The 19459-nt window shown below is 23.6% G+C and carries 21 protein-coding genes; 16 read left to right on the top strand and 5 right to left on the bottom strand.

Annotated elements, in window-relative coordinates; translation table 4 throughout:
* The first annotated feature begins 47 nt into the window (after nt 1-47).
* The 15 genes from SHELI_RS02935 (at nt 48) to SHELI_RS02865 (ending at nt 13886) form a co-directional block, all read left to right on the top strand.
* On the top strand, nt 48-731 hold the full coding sequence (locus SHELI_RS02935; protein ID WP_069116539.1) for a hypothetical protein: 684 nt from the start codon (nt 48-50) through the stop codon (nt 729-731).
* Nucleotides 732-752: 21 nt separating this feature from the next.
* The gene (locus SHELI_RS02930) at nt 753-1037 is read left to right on the top strand and encodes a hypothetical protein (protein WP_069116537.1); all 285 of its coding nucleotides are present in this window, start codon (nt 753-755) and stop codon (nt 1035-1037) included.
* Between the two features lie 71 nt (nt 1038-1108).
* Entirely contained in the window at nt 1109-1399 is a 291-nt protein-coding gene (locus SHELI_RS02925) for a hypothetical protein (RefSeq protein ID WP_069116535.1), read from the top strand.
* 56 nt (nt 1400-1455) lie between these two features.
* Nucleotides 1456-2352 (top strand): riboflavin kinase, encoded by an 897-nt coding sequence (locus SHELI_RS02920; protein WP_069116533.1) that lies wholly within the window; start codon nt 1456-1458, stop codon nt 2350-2352.
* The gene (locus SHELI_RS02915; protein ID WP_069116531.1) at nt 2353-3258 is read left to right on the top strand and encodes a deoxyribonuclease IV; all 906 of its coding nucleotides are present in this window, start codon (nt 2353-2355) and stop codon (nt 3256-3258) included.
* A 67-nt stretch (nt 3259-3325) separates the two neighbouring features.
* A complete protein-coding gene (locus tag SHELI_RS02910) occupies nt 3326-4462 on the top strand; it encodes a hypothetical protein (protein WP_069116529.1) in 1137 nt (378 codons plus the stop codon).
* Between the two features lie 83 nt (nt 4463-4545).
* Entirely contained in the window at nt 4546-4953 is a 408-nt protein-coding gene (locus SHELI_RS02905) for a transcription antitermination factor NusB (protein ID WP_069116527.1), read from the top strand.
* Between the two features lie 80 nt (nt 4954-5033).
* Nucleotides 5034-6311: an exodeoxyribonuclease VII large subunit gene (gene xseA / locus SHELI_RS02900; RefSeq protein WP_069116525.1), complete on the top strand. Its 1278-nt coding sequence runs from the start codon at nt 5034-5036 to the stop codon at nt 6309-6311.
* Nucleotides 6311-6517 carry an exodeoxyribonuclease VII small subunit gene (gene xseB / locus SHELI_RS02895; RefSeq protein ID WP_069116523.1) on the top strand — a complete coding sequence of 69 codons (207 nt, stop codon included), beginning with the start codon at nt 6311-6313 and terminating at the stop codon, nt 6515-6517. The genes xseA and xseB overlap by 1 nt, the downstream gene beginning before the upstream one ends.
* 28 nt (nt 6518-6545) lie before the next feature.
* Nucleotides 6546-8177 (top strand): 1-deoxy-D-xylulose-5-phosphate synthase N-terminal domain-containing protein, encoded by a 1632-nt coding sequence (locus tag SHELI_RS02890; protein WP_069116521.1) that lies wholly within the window; start codon nt 6546-6548, stop codon nt 8175-8177.
* A gap of 67 nt (nt 8178-8244) precedes the next feature.
* Nucleotides 8245-10266 (top strand): hypothetical protein, encoded by a 2022-nt coding sequence (locus SHELI_RS02885; RefSeq protein ID WP_069116519.1) that lies wholly within the window; start codon nt 8245-8247, stop codon nt 10264-10266.
* Nucleotides 10251-11078, top strand: coding sequence for a TlyA family RNA methyltransferase (locus SHELI_RS02880; protein ID WP_069116517.1), 828 nt, complete (start codon nt 10251-10253; stop codon nt 11076-11078). The genes SHELI_RS02885 and SHELI_RS02880 overlap by 16 nt, the downstream gene beginning before the upstream one ends.
* Nucleotides 11065-12375 carry a Y-family DNA polymerase gene (locus SHELI_RS02875; RefSeq protein ID WP_069116515.1) on the top strand — a complete coding sequence of 437 codons (1311 nt, stop codon included), beginning with the start codon at nt 11065-11067 and terminating at the stop codon, nt 12373-12375. Before SHELI_RS02880 ends, SHELI_RS02875 begins: the two co-directional genes overlap by 14 nt.
* 19 nt (nt 12376-12394) lie before the next feature.
* Nucleotides 12395-13039, top strand: a complete 645-nt coding sequence (locus SHELI_RS02870) for a SprT-like domain-containing protein (protein ID WP_069116513.1) — start codon at nt 12395-12397, stop codon at nt 13037-13039.
* 127 nt (nt 13040-13166) lie between these two features.
* A complete protein-coding gene (locus SHELI_RS02865) occupies nt 13167-13886 on the top strand; it encodes a hypothetical protein (protein WP_069116511.1) in 720 nt (239 codons plus the stop codon).
* 3 nt (nt 13887-13889) lie between these two features.
* On the opposite strand, the gene coaE is transcribed toward SHELI_RS02865, so the two are convergent.
* Genes coaE through SHELI_RS02850 form a run of 3 tightly spaced genes read right to left on the bottom strand, consistent with a single transcriptional unit; the run spans nt 13890 to nt 15852 of the window.
* Complete coding sequence (gene coaE / locus SHELI_RS02860) at nt 13890-14456, bottom strand: dephospho-CoA kinase (RefSeq protein ID WP_069116509.1); 567 nt, start codon at nt 14454-14456, stop codon at nt 13890-13892.
* A gap of 27 nt (nt 14457-14483) precedes the next feature.
* The gene (locus SHELI_RS02855) at nt 14484-15557 is read right to left on the bottom strand and encodes a hypothetical protein (protein WP_069116507.1); all 1074 of its coding nucleotides are present in this window, start codon (nt 15555-15557) and stop codon (nt 14484-14486) included.
* Nucleotides 15558-15573: 16 nt separating this feature from the next.
* Nucleotides 15574-15852, bottom strand: a complete 279-nt coding sequence (locus tag SHELI_RS02850) for a hypothetical protein (protein ID WP_069116505.1) — start codon at nt 15850-15852, stop codon at nt 15574-15576.
* Between the two features lie 163 nt (nt 15853-16015).
* Here SHELI_RS02850 and SHELI_RS02845 point away from each other — a divergent pair, with 163 nt between their 5' ends.
* Nucleotides 16016-17383 carry a hypothetical protein gene (locus SHELI_RS02845; RefSeq protein ID WP_069116503.1) on the top strand — a complete coding sequence of 456 codons (1368 nt, stop codon included), beginning with the start codon at nt 16016-16018 and terminating at the stop codon, nt 17381-17383.
* 28 nt (nt 17384-17411) lie between these two features.
* Here the strand turns inward: SHELI_RS02845 and SHELI_RS02840 are convergent, their stop codons facing one another.
* Both SHELI_RS02840 and SHELI_RS02835 read right to left on the bottom strand, forming a co-directional pair.
* Nucleotides 17412-18566, bottom strand: coding sequence for a MalY/PatB family protein (locus SHELI_RS02840; RefSeq protein ID WP_198146114.1), 1155 nt, complete (start codon nt 18564-18566; stop codon nt 17412-17414).
* On the bottom strand, nt 18559-19413 hold the full coding sequence (locus tag SHELI_RS02835; protein ID WP_069116500.1) for a DUF3737 family protein: 855 nt from the start codon (nt 19411-19413) through the stop codon (nt 18559-18561). The genes SHELI_RS02840 and SHELI_RS02835 overlap by 8 nt, the downstream gene beginning before the upstream one ends.
* Between the last annotated feature and the right edge of the window lie 46 nt (nt 19414-19459).

Below are 19459 nucleotides of genomic sequence, written 5' to 3'. Positions count from 1 at the left end.
TAAATATTTTTGTTGTAAAATAGTATATATTGATTACAGAGGTATTTATGGAGTTAAATGAAAAAATCAATTTAAATAACATAATATTTGATTTGTATAGAAAAGACAGCACAAATTTAGTGGATTCTAAAGAGTTTAATTTATCAAAAAATGATAAAGATGAATTATTTTCACTTGCATTAACAGATAACTTAAAGTCACTTTTTGAAGGTTTGGCAAATATCTTTGAAAAAAAATTAACTTCAGAAAATTTTGATTTGAGTTTGATGTTGACTCTATTTTTACAAAGATATAACTATTTTTATAGAACTGAAATACAATGAGTAGAATATTGCAAAACAATTAATAAAATTAACTTTAAAGATCCAGGTAATTTCTTTTTAGAATACATCGCCTCATTTTTTGAAAAACAAATAGATGCTTATAACGATAATTATTGTGATATTTTAACAAAATATAGTGTGCAATTATGGAATAAACATTTTTATAGTAAATTGGTATCTCTAACTTCCAATATAAAACACGCTAATAATTTTCAAAAAAAACTAGGTGAAACTGAAGAATTGGTGAGATTTTTACAAGACACAAAAAATATTTACTCTTCACTAGAAGGTGTTGGATTAGAGCATGAAAAAAAAGAGTTTTTAGCTCACTCAAACGAAATAAAAATTGTATATCAATCAATGAATCACTTAATAAATGAAATTCTAAAAAAAATAATAAAAAATTAATAATTAAAAAGGAGCTTTCAGATGTTCGAACAATACAAAGATATGAGTAAAGAAGAAATGAAAAAAGTTAAAATAAATTTAGAAAACGAAGTCTTAGAACAAAATAAATTAGAAAAAAAGTTAGAAAAGAAATTGAAGAAAAACTTGTTTTGATGATATTTTTTACCAATTTTTGGTCTATTTGTTTATAATTCAATGTACTACAAAAGAAGAGATAAAACTAAGCTTGGGCAAGAATACAAATCATTAAAAGAAAAAACAACAATGTTAGAATTAGAGATCAAATATATTGAGGCTAGACTATAAGCAAAGAATGTATTTGTTAAATAAATAGCATATTTTTATGTTAAAATTATATAAATAAGGAAGTATTTAAAATGTCAAAAAAAGAATTGCTAGAATATGATAAGAATTTAAAAATGAATACAGATAAAATTTATTGTTCAAAAAGATTTAATAATTGTCAACATTATGAGATAGCTATAGATAAAAGAGATGGTATAGTTAAATGTACTAATTTAGGTTGTTGAAGACAGTTTTGGTTTGAGAAAAAAGAAGATTTTTGAATTTATGAAAATAGATTTAATGATGAAGGATTCGATTTTGATAAATCAGAAAAGGAATACATAGAGTCATTAAAAAAAGGTGTTAATAATAAAGATAATTAAAAACTTCTAATAGGAGTTTTTTTATTTAGTTATAATTAAGTTAAGGAGCTACTTATATGTCAAATGTGATTAATTATAACAATTTATCTAGAATTTTGTTAAATCTAGATGATTCAATTGCTTTGGTTTCTGATTTTCAAAATTGAAACGAGTTTGAAGATAGAATGATTATAAAATTAAAAAATGTAGCCAATAAACTAGGAATAAAAACAACTATTTTTATACCAACTATTAGTGAAACAGATTATGGTATTTGAAATAAAAAAAATATAGTTAATTTAGCAAATGAACATAAAATCGATCAAGTAATTTTTTATATAAATAGAATTACTAACAATAAAGAAGAAAAACAGTATATTTATGAAAATATTAAAAATATGCTTTCAATTAAAAATATTTTAATTTCAGATAATTTTAAGTTAGATAAGAGCTATTATTATGACACGGATTTTTTTGTAAATTTTTGAAAAGAAAACTGCATAGTTTTTGATAATTTTTTAAATAAAGCAAATCCGTTAAATTTATACAACTTATTAAAAACTAGTAATTTTTTGGATTTTAAGAAAATAACTAAATTAGATTATCAATTTTCTGGAAGAGTTGTAGAAGGTAAAAAATTAGGTAGAAAAATAGGTTTTCCAACTGCAAATATAGTTACACAAGAATTATTACCTATTGATAATGGTGTTTTTATTTGTGAAGTTTTTATTGAAGCAATAAATGAAAGTTATTTAGGAGCTGGATGTTATTGAAACAATGAATTAAAACAAAAGGTTTTTGAAGTTAATATAATAAACTTTAATAAAGATATTTATGGATGACTAATTGATATAAAAATATTAAAAAAAATCAGAGATGAAGTAAAAGTTAATTCACTAGATCAGCTCAAAGAACTTTTAAAAAGTGACGTTGATTATTGTAAAAACTATATTAATAGGAAAGAGGAAACATAAATGAATAAAAAAATATTACTAGGTAGTCATGTTGGTATGAATGCAAAAGGAAAATATTTAATAGGTAGTGCTCTTGAAAGTATTGAAAATGGCGCAAATACTCTTATGTTTTTTACAGGTGCTCCACAAAACACAATTAGAACAGCTACTGAAAAACTAAATATTCAAAAATTTCAAAGAATTTTAAAAGAAAATGATATTGATATAAATAAAATTCTTTGTCATGGGCCTTACACAATTAATCTAGCTAATACAATTAAAAAAGAAACATATGAATTAGGAGTAAGACTTTTAAAAGAAGAACTTATTAGATTAGAAGAAATAGGAGTCAATTTAGTTGTTTTGCATCCTGGTGCATCTGTTGGAGGAGATAAAACAAAATCGCTTCTAAGTGTGGCTAAAGGTATAAATCAAGTATATAAAGAACTACCAAACTCATCTGTAAAAATAGCTTTAGAAACAATGAGCGGAAAAGGCACAGAAGTATGTGTCACATTTGAAGAAATAAAATTAGTATTAGAAAATATTGACCGAAAAGAAATGGTTGGAGTATGCTTTGATACTTGTCACATGCATGACGCTGGATATGACATTAAAAATAATTTTAATAAAGTAGTTGAAGAATTTGATAAGGTAGTAGGCTTAGATAAATTATGGGCTATTCATTTGAACGATTCTAAAAACCAAATTGGAGCACATAAAGATAGACACCAAAACATTGGTTATGGATATATTGGTTTCAAAACTTTGTGTGAAATTGTTCATAATCCAATATTCAGTGAAATACCAATAATTTTAGAAACTCCATGAATAAACGGTGAAATATGTCCTTATAAAAAAGAAATTGAAATGCTAAGAAACAAAAAATTTGAAGACAATTTTAAATTAGAAATTATTTTTGATTAATATTTTAATAATATAAAAATATTAAGTGTATTAATGTAAAATAATTATTGAATAAGGTGATTAAATAATGAAAAAATTATTAACAATAATGTCAGTATTATCCATTTCTACATCTACAATTCCTTTTCTAGTAGTGTCTTGTGGAGTAAAGCCGATAAATAATGATTTTAAAGATGTTAAATCTTTAGAAAATTTATGAAATACTAAGGAAGCTAAAACAATTTCGATGTCTTCTGTTGTTTCAGAAGTTAAAGCAAGCTATCAAGAAACAAAGAATGTTAAAATTGAATCTTCAGAAACTCATCAATATAATTTAGATTTAAATAAACTAGGAAAAAAAATAGAACAACTTATAGAATATAGAATTAGTAAAAGTACTGTGCAAAATTTCAAAGATAAAGAAGCTAGATATATAATAAATTATTTAGGACAAACATTAGGTGAGGCTAATCCAAACTTGAATGAGGGAACAAATACTTGTAATTTAACAAATATTATTGATTATTTTGAAAATATGAAAAAAGATCAAAATTCTTACTATAATATTCCAATAAACTTTGTAATTAAAATTGATGGTGACAACAGTGGTAGAGAAAATATTAATACCTTGGATAAATTTAATGGACTACCTTTATTTTTAACCAATAAAGCTTCATTCGAAAATGATGGCGATGATGGTAAAACAGTTAAGTTAAATAAAAAATTTATTTCTGAAAATCCAGAAAGTAATGGTAATCAAAGCGTTACTAATGATAGTTTTGTAGAAATAGGAAAAGAAAACACACTTTATCTTGATGATAGAAAGTTTTGAAAAGATAAATTTAGCTATGAATCACAAAACGGACAATTTAACGAGGAAAGTTATAAGACATATTTAGAGTGATACATTCCTAGATTGGTCTATTATTCTCTCTCAAGAATAATAAAAGAAGAAAATTATTCTCATTATATAATTAAACTATATGAACAAGATGGAGTTTCTTCGTTTTCAAAAGATAATTGAAAAACATATTCATTAGATCAATTATTGAACTATGATTACAAATACCAAGGTTTTGATGGATCAAATATATCTTCTATTCAAGGAAGAAAATTAGATGAATCATTAGTAAATGATTTAATACTCGATAAAACTTTTGAATGAACAGTTCTGGGTGTTAAAATAAATGTAAAAACTTCACTTACGCTTGATTTAAAAAGTTAACTATTTGGTTAACTTTTTATGTTTTTAATTAATAATAAATAAAGCAATAATTTGATATAATCTCATTGTAAAAAGGAATTATTATGCAAAAAAATTCAATTAATTACTTAAAAAAAAGAAGAAGATTAACTGTACAAATTATATACAAACTCCTTATTTTCGATGAAAATAAGGAGTTTATCAAGCAAGAATTACTAGATGGTATTCAGTTTGAAGAAAAAGATGAAAAAATAGATATTTATATAGAAGATGTTGTTGATCAATTTGAGAATATTAAAGAAAAAATAAAAGAGTTATTATCAACTACTTGAAAATGAGAAAGAATACCAAATATGACAAAAGCTATACTAGTTACTAGTATTTATGAAATAAATAAAGATTTTAGTGAAAAAGCTATCATAATTGACGAAGCACTTCAAATGGTAAGAGAATATATACCTAGCGAAAATACTGCTTTTGTGAATGGATTACTAGATAAAATAGATAACTAATTTTTAGTTTTTTTGACCTAAATTATAAATATAATTCGATAATTTAAGTAAGAGTGATTCCAGAGAAAAGGGAGGTCAATATGAATAAAAATATTTTAAAAATTTCTGAGTTAAGTGACAAAATAAAAAATCATTTAGAGTCAACTTTGAACTTTAAAAATATTTCTATAAAAGGCGAAATTGCAAATTTAACTTTTAATAGATCAGGTCATATTTATTTTTCTCTAAAAGATAATGATTCAAAAGTAGATTGTGCAATCTGAAAAACCAATGCTTATAAATTTGTTAATTTAAATTTGAGTGAGGGCACAGAAATAATAGCTTTAGGATCAATTTCTTTTTATAAGCCATCTGGAAAAATAACATTTACCATTGTAGATATAAAAATTGATGGTATTGGTGAATTGGCATTATTATACGAAAAAAGATATAAAGAATTACATGAAAAGGGATGGTTTGATAAAGAAAACAAGCAACCTATACCTAATAAACCAAATAATATAGGTATAGTAACAGCCGCAACAGGAGCTGCAGTTGAAGACTTGATTTCAACAATGAAAAGACGTTACCCTTTAGTAAACATTTACTTATTCCCGGCATTAGTACAAGGTGAAAGTGCAGCGTTTGATATAGCTAATAAAATAAAAAAAGCTAATAATTTTAAAATCAAATTAGATTTATTAATTGTTGGTAGAGGTGGGGGAAGTTATGAAGATTTATGGTGTTTTAATGAAATGCCTGTTTTAGAAGCTATACATAATTCAATAATACCTATTATTTCTGCCGTAGGTCACGAACCAGACAACACATTAGCTGATTATGTTGCAGATATCAGAGCATCAACACCAACAGCAGCAGCAGAACTGGCAACACCAGAAAAAGATAATTTAATAAAAGCGTTGAATTCTGTTCAAAATGATTTTGTAAAAGTACTTTTAAACAAAATAAATATTTTAAAAAATAACTTATTTAATCAAACAAGTTTATTAAAAAATAATATTATACAAAAGAAAGATAAAGTATTTAACAACTATAATAATGAAGTTAATAATTTTGTTAAAAATATGAAGTATAAAATTAACTATATAAGAAATTTTTTAATTAATAACAAAAAGGATTTTCAAACAATCTTAAAAAATAAAATTCAAAACAATAAGTTAGTTTTAACAAATGAATATGAAAAACTTAAATTACTAAATCCAATTAAACCATTAGAAAAAGGTTTTACTATTTTAAAACAGAATGACAAAATAATTTTCAATATAAAGCAAATTGATAAAAACATTAATTTAAATGCACAATTAATTGATGGTAGCATTGATTTAAGTGTAATAAAAATAAAGGAGGAGGATGAATAATGAATAATAAAAATTTTACAGAAGTTTTAGAAGATATTAAATCAATTTCAAAAAAGTTGAATGATTCTGAAACAAGTATGGAAGAATCTATTGAATTATTTAAACAAGGTAGCGAGTTGATAAAGATAGCTAAAAAACAACTCGATTCTTTAGAAGGAGAAGTAAAAAAAGTGCTTGATGATAATAATTTAGAGGATTTTAAATAAACTTTTAAAATCTGGAGGTATAACTATTATGAAGTTATCTAAATTTTTAAATCATAAAGGTATTTATGGTAATAGAAACAAAGAAGATTTGTTAGAATTATGTGATGATATTAGAAAATATTTGAATGAATACACAAATATACATGGTGGTCATATAGGTAGTAACTTAGGGGTTGTTGAATTAACTGTTGCAATCCTAAGTTTTTTTGATTTGAATGATTCCATAGTCATGTTTGATACCGGTCATCAGTCTCATGTATATAAATTACTAACAGATAGATATGAAAAATACAATACCATAAAAAAAATGAATGGTATTTCTAATTTTCAAGAAACAAAAGAAAGTAAATATGATTGAATTTCTAATGGACATAGCGGGACTGTATTAGCTTATGCATATTCATATGCTAAAACAAAAAAAAGCAAAAATATTATTTCAATTATAGGTGATGCTTCTTTTTATGGTTCTTATACACATGTTTCATTACTAAATATTGCAAATCTAAAAAATAAAACAATTACAATTATAAATGATAATAATGAGTCTATAGGAGAAAATGGGATCAAAATTAAGGATTTAAAAACATACAGTGAAAGCTTAGGTTTCAATTATATATACTGTGATGATGGTCATAATTTTGATAAGTTATTTGAGTGTTTAGATAAAGTCCAAAATAGTAAAAATCATGTTATTTTACATATAATTACAAAAAAAGCTTTTAAATACATAGGAGCTAATTGTCTTGACAATAATCATACTATTAGTGAAGATAAAAAAAATAGTTATCAAGAACTAGTCGCTGATATTTTAGAGAGTAAATTTGATGAAAATAGTATACTACTTTCTCCGGCAATGATAAACCCCAGTTTATTCACAAACATACAGAGAAAATACCCCAATAATGTTATAGATTGCGGTATAAATGAAGAGTTATGTGCATTGTTAGCAGCAGGATTTGCAAACCAAGGTAAAAATGTTTATGTTTCTGTTTACTCAACTTTTTTTCAAAGAATGTTTGATCAATTGATGCATGACATTGTGAGAAATGATCTAAAAGTTACATTTTTGATCGATAGGGGAGGTTTAAGCTACAGTGGGGGAGTTAGTCACCATGGTATTTATGATATTTCTCTTTTAAATAATGTAAAAAATTGCCTAATTTATAATCCTTTTAATAAAGCAGATATTTTAAATATTTCTAATGTATTGAAAAATCCTACAAAACTTAAAGTGATAAGATATGAAAAAGCTAAGGTTAGTGATTTAGAGTGTTTTGTAAGTGATAATTATAAATGATGTGAAATTATTTATAACAAAGAAAATGAAAAAACGCTTATTTCATATGGTTCTGTGTTAAATGAAATGTATGATTATATAATAAATAAAAAGTTAAGTATAAATTTAATAAATGCTAGATTTATCAAACCATTAGACCTTGATTTATTAAAAAAACACATTAAAAATAAGATATTTGTATATGAAAATATTATTGAAGGTAACAATTTATACAGTTTGATCAGAGACACAAAAATTGAAGATATGAATATAGAAGGTAAATCTATAAACTTAAATCATATTGGACATGGTGACAAGGATGAGTTATTAGATTCTATAAATATGAATGTAAGCGATTATATAGATTATATAAACTCTAAATAATAGTTTATTAATAGATTTTTAAATTTGATATAATTTTATGTAGATAAACAAAAATGGTGGTGAAATTTTGCAACAAATAAAAGATAAAAACTATTTTTTAGAAAAGTTATCTAAAGATAGAGAAATCAATAAATTATTAGAAAATGAGTCTAAAAAAAATGTTGAAAATTTCTGAGAAAATCTTAAAGAAATAAGAAGAATTCTTCATATCAAAGAAAAAACAGATAAAAAAATTTTGGAAGAATATAATAAAAAAATAATTATACCTACCGGTAGTGAAGAAACTTTAATTAGAGAATTAAATCAATTTAATAAAGTTATGTATGATGATTGACCAGAGCATTATACACTGGATATTTCAACCCCAGATGGACAAGAACCATTTATTGTTAAAAAAATTATTGATCCAAATAAAAAAAATAAATTCAAGAAAGTTGATTTACCGAAAAATATTTTGGGTTTATCTAATCCTTATGTTCAAGAGTCAAGTTTAGATTTAGAAAAAACTAAAGAAGCTATGGGTGAAGATAAAAAAATATTTGATAAGTATTTTGAATCTTCTGAAAATATAAATGATAAAGAAAAAGATGAATTAGAAGCTATAAAAAAAATAAACATAGCTTTAGATAATATAGAAAAAATTTTAACTATAGAAAAAGATGGCAAAGATTTAGAACTTAATAAAAAAATAAAAAATAATTCAAAAATTGAAATGGTGGACGAATTAGCTAATAAAAATATTGTATCAGCTAACTATAATGTTGATTCAGCTATAAAAAATCTTGATAACTCCACATTAATGGGAGAATTATTTAATATAAATTTAGAAAGTATAAATAATAATGATTTAGCAAATATTTTATTTGAAATTTATAAATCACATAATAATATTAAAAAATTTACCAAGTTTTTTAATATTACGGAAAATGACTTTATTCAAATATATGGTTTAGAGTTTATGAATTATATAAGTAAAAATAAAGATGATATAAATGATGAAGTTAAATCTATTCTAACAAATAATATAACTAGCAACATAATAAATAACAGTATAAATTATAATTTTTTAAATTCAGAAATACAAAATGAAGTTATGATGTTTTATAAAAAAAATAACATTGATTTTGTAGAAGATAAAATTAATAAAATGATAAATTTACTTACAGAATCTTATGATGATTTTAAACAAAAAGTAGACATTACAAAAATAAATGTAAAAAAAATACACGAATTATTTCTAAGCATAAAAGATGATGAAAGATCATTTTTGTTGCTTGATCATGCAAATAAAAATTTAAAAATGAGTTTTAAGAATTTAACTGTAGCGAAATCTAATTTAGAAAACTTAAAAGAAGTTAGTAAAGTTTTTAATAACAAAGATGTTTTAGAAATTTTTTTAATAAAAGTTTTTAATAATATTGATGTAGCAAACATAAATTTAAAAACTGCTTATAATAATTTAAATATAATAGGAAGTAGTTTTTGTGAGTATAAAAATGAAAATGGTATTTTAATAAATTTTATTCCAAATGAAGAAGCAAAAAAAATACTAAGTGAAGATGTTTTATTAAGTAAAGATAATTTTTGAAATAAAAGTATTTTAGATAATCGAGATTTGAATGATTTATTGAATAAAACAAACAGTACTGATAATTTAAAAAAATTAGATAATCAAATAGAAAAAAAGTTAGAGCATACAAAAATTTTGAATGATAACGAAGATATAATAGTTTCAAATGAAAATGAAAAGTATAAAGAGCTAAGTAAGGTTAAGTACCAACTTGATGAAGGTAATTATGGTAAACTAAATTTAACTAGAACAATGTCTATTACTTGTGCTAAATACATGAATAGATTATCAAATTTAAAGAAAAGTATTGAAAAAAGTTATGGATCAGAAATTTTTAAAAAAATAACAGATTTAATAGCACAGGAAAACTATTTGTATAGAAATCTTGATTCTAATAAAAAAATACAAGAGTTAAAAAATAAAAAAATAAAATTAAAGAGATCTAGAATAAATAAACAAAAAGTTAAAAGTTTTTTTGGTATAAAAACCAGGGGTAAAGTTTCATGAAAATTAGATTAGATCAAATACTTTTAGATATGAAAATATTTGAGAATAGAAACAAAGCAAGAGCATATATAATAGATGGTTGCATTTTAGTAAATAAAGAAAAAATAATAAAAGCTGGTACAATGTTTGATCCAACAAAAATTATTATTGAAGTCATAAAAAAAGAAAATGATTATGTAAGTAGAGCCGGCAAAAAACTAGAGAAGTCTCTATTATTTTGAAATATAGATTTAAAAAACAAAACTTGTTTAGATATAGGTAGTTCAACAGGAGGTTTTACTGATTGTTGTTTAAAATTTAATGCTAATTTTGTTTATGCAGTAGATGTGGGGACTAATCAATTAGATTGAAAGTTAAGAAATAATGTTAAAGTTAAATCTATGGAAAAAACAAATTTTAGAAATGTTAATAAATCATATTTTGATAAAAAAATAGATTTTTTTTGTTGTGACGTTAGTTTTATATCTGTTGAAAAAATTTTAGAACCATTAAGTAAAGTTGTAGATTTTGAAATTGAAGGAATAATTTTAATAAAACCACAGTTTGAATCTGATAAAGAAGATGTAAAAAATGGTAAAATAAACTCAAAGTTAGGACATAAAAAAAGCATCGAAAGAGTTATAGGATTTTGCAATAAAAATGGTTTTGAAGTTTTAGATATAAACTATTCACCAATATTAGGGAATAAAAAGAAAAATATTGAGTATTTATGTTGAATCAAAAAAAAGAAAAAAGTAAATAATTTATTTGATATAAGTAAAACAGATTTAATTATTGATGAGTGTTGAAACTATTTTAGGGATTTAGAAAATGAAAGAAAATAAAGTTATATTTTTATTAGATATGGATGCTTTTTTTGCACATTGTCATATGGCTAAAGATTCATCTTTAAAAGATAAAGTTTTAGTAGTAGCTACACCAAACAGAAGAGCAATAATTTCTACTGCAAGTTACAATGCAAGATCTTATGGAATTAAATCAGGTATGCCATTATTTAAAGCCAAAGAATTATGCAAAGATGTTTACCCAGTTGATAGTGATTTTGCTTTATACATTGGTTACTCACAAAAAGTATTTGATATTATATATAATAATTTTTCAAAAAAAATAGAGGTTGCTTCAATAGACGAATGTTATATAGACGCAACAAACAAATGACAAAAATTTGGGTCCGTAAAAAAATGTGCAATTTTTTTAAAAAATTTAGTTTTTGAAAAAACAGGACTTACATGCTCGATAGGAATTAGTTCTAATAAATTTTTAGCTAAAAGTTGTGTAGACTTTAATAAACCAAATGGAGTTAGCATACTTTTACCATCTGAAATTGAAAAAAAGTTATGACACTTACCAATAAAAGATATGTATATGATAGGATCATCAACTGAAAAAATTTTAAAAAATAATAATATAAATTTAATAGGAGATCTTGCTAAATCTAGTTTAGAAAAAATATTAGATTTAATAGGTAAAAGAGGTTTAACTTTATGAAATTGAGCAAATGGTAGAGGTAATGATGTAGTAGAAGAAGAAAAAAATGAATTAAAGTCAATCGGAAACGAGTTTACTTTGAATTATACAACTTCTGATACAGAAGAAATAGAAGAAATGATATATGAATTGAGTTGTAAAGTTAGTGACAGATCAAAAAAAAGATTTTTAAAAAGTAAAACTATTACAACAATAATTAGATATGAAAGAAATACTAAGCAAGATTTTGATCCAAAAATACATAGAAAAACAGTATCTAATCAAACTTCTATCGATAAGTGAACAGATGAAGTAGAAATTATTTATTCATTAGCGAAAGAAAATTTTTATAGAATATGAAATGGTGAACCTATTTCTTTGATAGGGGTAAGATTATCAAATATTATAGATTCAATCAATGCTAAAGATCAATTAACAATCAATCAAATAAACTTAAGTGAAAGTTTTTTATTAAACAAAAAGGAAAAAGTGCTTGGAAATTTAAAATTAAAGTATGGAGTTAAAGTTATTTTTACAGGAGATCAGTTATTGAAATATAATAATAAAAATAGAACTCAAAGTAAATATTTAAAAAATGATGATGTTCACTTATCTAATAAGCAAATTACAGAAAAATGAAGCAAAAAAAAATAAATTAAGGTGATAGATAATTATGGATAAAGTTATGATAGATGATTTAATATTAGAGCTTAGTTTAATTCATCATCAAATAAATAAAAAGTTATTTAATAAGGAACTTAAAAAAATAAAGATTAATATTTCAGATAATAAAAGATTGAAAACAAAATTAAAATTAGGACACTTCGAAGCAAACTCAGGATGAGAAGATAATGATATGCAAATAATAATTTGAACTTTAGCACTAGATGGAGATCCATACAACATAATTTCAGTTTTGATTCATGAAATGGTTCATCAATGGAATTTTCAACATAATATAAAAGATGTTGAAAATAATGGAAGACATAATAAAAAATTTAGAGATAAAGCATTAAGTATAGGACTAGAAATACCCAAAACCATTAGAGGTGATAAAACAAATAAACATGGTAGGGGATTTGATAGAACTAATTTATCTAAAATTTTGAAAGATATAATTAAAAAAGATTTAGATTTTAATTGAGATATATTGAAATTTAAACATAGAAATGCAATAGAGTATGAGTCTAAAAGTTATAGCCAAAGATACACTTATTATTGTTTGTGTATATTCGATAATAGAAATTTTAGCTTTAGTAGTAGTAAGAAAATGAAAATAAAATGCCTGATTTGTAATAACGAATTTAAAATAAAGTAACTTTAAATTTATAAAGTGTATATTATAATATGCACTTTATAAATTTAACTTTTTTAACTAAGTAGCATTAAAAATGATAATATATATTTATATATTATGCTTATATTATATTGGAGGATTTGTTATTATGAAAGAAAAAAGCTTAGTGCCTAAATTTTGTTCTACTCACCTTAAAATACATGTTTGTGAGTTGCAAGATGTTACACGTAAAATTACAAAAATTGAAAGTGAAATTGGTGCCAAAGTAAGAAGATTACATGGAACACAAACTCCTGAAGAAATAGAAAAAAAATTAAAACACACACCCGGTAGTTTTGGTGATATATTAGAAAAAGCAAAAAAGAAAATAAAGGCTGAAAAATCTAAAATAAAAAACATTACAAAAGAAGAGGAAGTTTTAGAAGAGAAAATAGTAACAGAGAGTGAGATTGTTGATAGGATGGCTGCACTTAGAGCTAAAATGTTGGGTGAATCTTCCCTCCCAAACATTGAAGAGCCCCCTATCAAAGAAAAAATTGATAGAAAAAGTAGCAATAGTAAAAGTAAAACTATAAAAAAAGATTTTTTTGATATTGAAGAAGATTTTGATGATCAGAGTGAAAAAGTTAAACACAATGAAGTAAATAACGTAAAAATACAAGAAAATAATAAGAAGATGTTTACTCAAGAAGAGACTCAGGAATTGATCAATACAGCTGTTAAAGAAGCATTACTTCAAGTGGGATTGATAGATAAGGATTATAAACCTATAAAAAATATTTTAAGTAGTAAAAAAAATACAACAACAAAAAAAGTTACAAATAATAAAAGTTCAAAAACTACAAAATCTTCAAATACAAAAAAATAGATGCTAATTTATAAAAATAGCATCTATTTTTTTGTATAAATCTTTCAAATTTCCATTATTCTTTATAATGTAATCAAAATGTTTATTTTCTAATTTTCTTTTTTGATAATCGGATATTTTTTTTATCTGTTCAACATTTCTTTTGTCTCTTTTATGAACATTTAAAACTCTTTTACTTTCATCTCTTTCTATAAATATTGTTTTATTATAATTAAGTTGTATTCCGCTAATAATGGCTGCTTCAACTATAACATAATCATACTCATTTGAAACTTTTTCTATTATTTTTTTTATTTCTTCAGTGATGAGCGGTCATATTATTTTTATAAACTTTTCATTTAAATTATAATCATTGAATATTACATCCCCTACTTTTTTTCGATCAATAATTCCATTTATGTAAAAATTCGGTATATATTTATTTAAAAATTCTATAACTTTAGGTTCATAAATAACTTTTTTACTTATTAAATCAGCATTAATCAAATAAGCATTATACCTTTCTTTTAAATATTTTGACAAAGTAGATTTACCACTACCTATTAGTCCTCCAACTCCAAATAAAATCATAAACAAAGTCTCCTAACAAATTAAAATCTAGCTTTTTGCAAATTCATCAAAATCAGATTTAAAATCTCTATACCTTAAACAATCATTAATCATTTTAATTTGTCTAGAAGTAAGTTCGAACGATTTAAATGTAAATTTTTGTTCTTCACTTAAAAATATTCCTTTTTCCTCAATAATGTGCTCAGGTTTAACACAACCTGGCATTATTTCTTTATTAACTTTTTCACTAGCTATATATTTAAATAATGGTCTAAACTCTCCTCTACCCGGTCCTAAATTAACTAAACCTATCGCAAACCTTGGATCAACAACAAAAACACTTAAAACATTTAATTTTGATTTTTCATCGATAAAAGTAGCAATAGTTTTATTTGTAAGAATAAAAGATGTTCTATCCAATGGAGAAACTTTGTATATTTTTATAAAGGTATTATTAACAATATTATGAAAATATACATCTAAAAATTTATAGTTTTGTGTTTTCATGACATCCTTAGGTACTAAAATTTGTTTTTTATATTCTTGTTGAATAAAATTAACATCTGAATTCTCAACATATTCATAAAGACTTTCAAAACTTCTCGGAGTGAAAATATAATCATACATTTCAAATAATGCATAACTTACAATTGATAAAATACCTTTTCTAATTTCAATAGACTCATCAGCATTCAAAACATCAAAAATTCTATATGATTTACCTATAGAACTAGAATCAAATACATATTTATAATCTCCATTCATTAAACTAATTAAAAAATAAAAATATTTTAAAAACAAAATCTCTTTACCTGTCATTTGTATAAATTTATCTTTTCTTTCGATTCTTCTCTCTAAAATAGCTTTTGCAATTTTAGCTATTTGTTTATATTGCTTTAGAATTCTATCAATATCAAAACTATCATCTCAAATAAAAAGCATTTTAATTAATGAATCATTTTCAACTTCTATTTCAACTACTTGATCTGAAGAAAAATCTATATATCTAAAACATCTTGTTCCATCTTCTTTTTTGCTAATTCATTTATCTAGAAAATCAGCTGGTAAAGCTAAACTTCTTTTGACTTTTTTCTTTGTTTTTACTTGTTGATCTCCAGCCATATAATACTCCTTTATTTTATTCGTTTTCAATTAGGTCTAATTGTTTAGTTGGTGATATCGGTGTTGCGGTTATTATCAATTTATCTGGTTTTGTAATTACCAAAAATATATTGCCTTTATTTGTTTTTATATAAATATTTTTTGAAGTTTCAAACATTTCAGTTGAATTTTCTATTATATCTAAAACTTTGTCTTTTAATTTAAATTCATCTGCATTTCCAAGGTTTAATCTTTGTCTAATACGTTGTATTGCGTGAGTAGAAAATTTAAATTCATGTCTGTAATAATAACTCATAACGTACCCTATTTGCCTCTTATTAATTATAATAAAAAAAATAACTTTTTAAAAAACTAATTTAATAAAAAGTTATTTCTTTTGATTTAAAAATGCATCAGAAAAAAGGAAGCTAAGTAGACCAGTTGTATATACAACTGGTTTTTATATTAGAAAGGAAAATATGCCTAGAAAGTATAGTGAAGATTTAAAAAAGAATGCCTTAAAAAGGTATTGGTCAGGAGAAAATTTAGATAAAATCGCTTTAGAAATGAATATTAAGGCTGGTTCTCAATTAATAAGAATTTGAGATAAAAAAAGTAAACTTACTCATTATGATAGTAGAATTAAAACATGCAAAGAAGTTGAAATAATGAGTAAAAAATTAAAAAAAGAATTTGTATATAAGGATTTAAAAACAAAAGAAAAAGAAAATAAAGTTTTAAAAGAAAAAATTAGACTTTTAGAAAAACAATTAAAGTTCGAAAAAGAAGAAAAGATATTAGCAATGGCAAGTAAAGAAATTTTGGAAAAGTCCATACCTTCTTGCACAGCAACTATAATGTTGAACATGTTGAAGATGAGCAAGAAGGACAAGATAATGATAATGGCAACAAAAGCTTATAAACATTATGCATGCTGTCAAATATATTATTTTATTGCTAAGCATGGTATGGGGACTAATAGATTAATTAGTTATTTTAAAATTCATAAAAATACATTTTCTAAGTTTAAACTAAAAAATAATTTAGAGAACCCAATAATTATATTTAAAAATGGTCTACATTTTAATGATTTACCAAATTTTAATAGTCCTAAATATACAATAGCCAAAAAACTAATAATAGACTATAATCTAAAAAATAATAGTTTAGCAAGCGGCGCAAATTTAATAAGTAAGTGAATTTATGTAAATAAAGGCGTAAAAGTATCTGAAAAAATGATTAGAAAAATTAGAGTAGATCATCCATGAATATTAAATAATCCAAGTAGAAAGAAACGTAGTGTTAAGAAATCAGAATCAAAAAAACATAATATCTATGTTAGAGAAGACTTGGTGGAAATGAATTATAGTCGACCAAATATAATTGGTATGGATGGAACAAACTTTAAGATATTTTTAAATAATGGAAAAAACAGAAGTAAAATTAATTGTTTAATATCATATGATTGAGAAAAAAGAACTATAGTTAGTTATAGTTTTGATAAAAGTGAAAATTCAAATAGTGCATTATCTGTTTTTAAAGAAACAAATAACTATGCCATTGAAAAAGCAAATCAAAAGATAATACAATCTGATAGAGGTTCTGCCTTTGCTAATGAGCTTATTTTTAACTATGTAAATGAAAATGATTTTATAGTTCATTCTATGTCTAAAAAAGGCTTTAAACATAATGCACCAACCGAAAGTCTAAATGGATGAATTAAACAAAAATTTTATAAAACTTTTGGTAATAAATTTGAAAATAAGGAAAATTTTTATTATTATTTTAAGAAGTTCTCAAATATTTACAATAATTTACAACAAATAAAATATAATTTTAATATATAAAAGACCATTTATTATATTTGCAAATGGTCTACTTAACTTCCGTTATTCTATCTAATGAGGTAAAAAATCTTTTTAAAGCTAGATTCAGCATACTTTTTGGACAAGCAAAGTTTCACCTAATAAATTTTTCGCCATTTCCTTTAAATTCCTTACCTTTTGTTAAAATCAAGCCACTATATTTTCTTATAAAATCACACAATTCAGATGTATCATTGCATATTTTTGAACAATCCAATCACATCAAATAAGTCGAATCACAATCAACCACTTTAATATAAGGAGCATTTTCACTAATTTCTTTAATAAGATAATTTTTATTTCTTTCAAGAGCTTTTAAGGTATTATTCAATCATTTTTCAGATGCCGTAGCAGCCTCAAATGCTTGCGTTGCAATAATGTTAGGATATGCTACTTCATCTGTATTTATTGCTCTATCAACTTTTTTTCTAATTTCTTCATTTTTTATTATAATTGCTGATGACTGAATACCAGCTAAGTTAAATGCCTTTGACATAGATACACATGTTATTGTAATGTTTGCTATTTCATCCGAAATTGAAGCCATAGGTGTATATTTTATACTATATGTTAGATCACAATGTATTTCATCACTTATTATTAAAACGTTATATTTAAGACATAAGTCTCCAACCTTTTTAAGAGTTTCTTTATCTCAAACCTTACCTATAGGGTTGTGTGGATTACACATTATAAGCATAGTTGTTTTATTATTTGCTAATTTTTTTTCTAAATCTTCAAAATCTATTTCATATTTACCTTCTTTATAAACCAAATCACTTGGTAGAGGAACTTTATTGTTGTTGATTATTGAGTTAAAAAAGATATAGTATACTGGTGTCAAAACAACAATATTTTCACCATCTTTGACTAACTTTCTAATAGTAGAAGATAAAGTTGGTATAACACCTGCACAAAATAAAATTTCCTTTTTTTCAAAATTTCATTGATGTCTTTTGCTTCATCATTTTTGAACTGATTCATAAAATGAGTCGGGTACATAAGAATATCCATAATTATCCAAACTAATTCTTCTTTTCATCGCTTTTTTTATTAAAGGTGCTGTTTTAAAATCCATAACAGCAACAGTCATTGGAATTTCATTTTTATCTATTTTTCATTTTCAAGAGTTTATTTTTTCTCTTTTTATTTTATTTTTAAACATTTTTTTCTCCATTTAAATAAGTAATATTCACATTTTCTTTCTCTATTTGATTATCATTTAGTATTAAATTTGTTTTTCCATTTATAGAAAGATTAGCTAAGTATGGGTTTTTTATACTTTCAACATCAGTTAAAATATTACCTTTTACTCTAGAGTACTCAAAAGCTAAATCAGTTTTTATTATTTTGCAATCAATTAAAAATAAATCTTCCATATAGCAAAAACCTTGTTCACTCTCTATTATACAATTTTTAAACGTTACATTTTTTGAATTTCATCCAATATATTCCCCTGTAATTATACAATTTTCAGCATGAACATTTTCACAATTTCAAAATGCATCCTTAGACTCTATTTTGCAATTTTTTATATTTATATTCTTAGCACCATCAAATGCATAATTTCCACTTAAAGATGTATCCATTATATCAATTTCATTTGAATTCATACAAAAGTAATCACCTTTGATTTGACTATTTTCTATTTTTATATGTTTAGAATTTCAAATTGATTCATATGCGTTAAACATTTGAACATTACTTAATAATATCGTTGAAGATCTTCTAAATGTTTTTGGGGCACTTATCACACTATTTTTAATACTTATATTATTAGTGTATCAAATACCAGACCTAGCACTTTCATGAAAAACAGTATTTTCCACAGATATGTTATTGGAATATCATATTGGATATTTTCAACTAAAAACACACTCATGAATTTTTATATTCGAAGATTCTTTAAGTGGTGATTCCCCGTTATAAAAAATACAATTTTCTATTATTAAGTTCGATTTTTTAAATAAATCTCTTTCTTCATTAAAACTTAAATTTTTAATTAACTGCATTTTAACCTCCTTGATTTAAATTAAGTATATAGCATTCGCCTTAGGT

It is taken from the genome of Spiroplasma helicoides, from assembly GCF_001715535.1.
Lineage (GTDB): Bacteria > Bacillota_I > Bacilli_A > Mycoplasmatales > Mycoplasmataceae > Spiroplasma_A > Spiroplasma_A helicoides.
The sequence above is the reverse complement of the archived record's forward strand: the minus strand, read 5'-3'. Positions and strand labels throughout refer to the sequence as shown.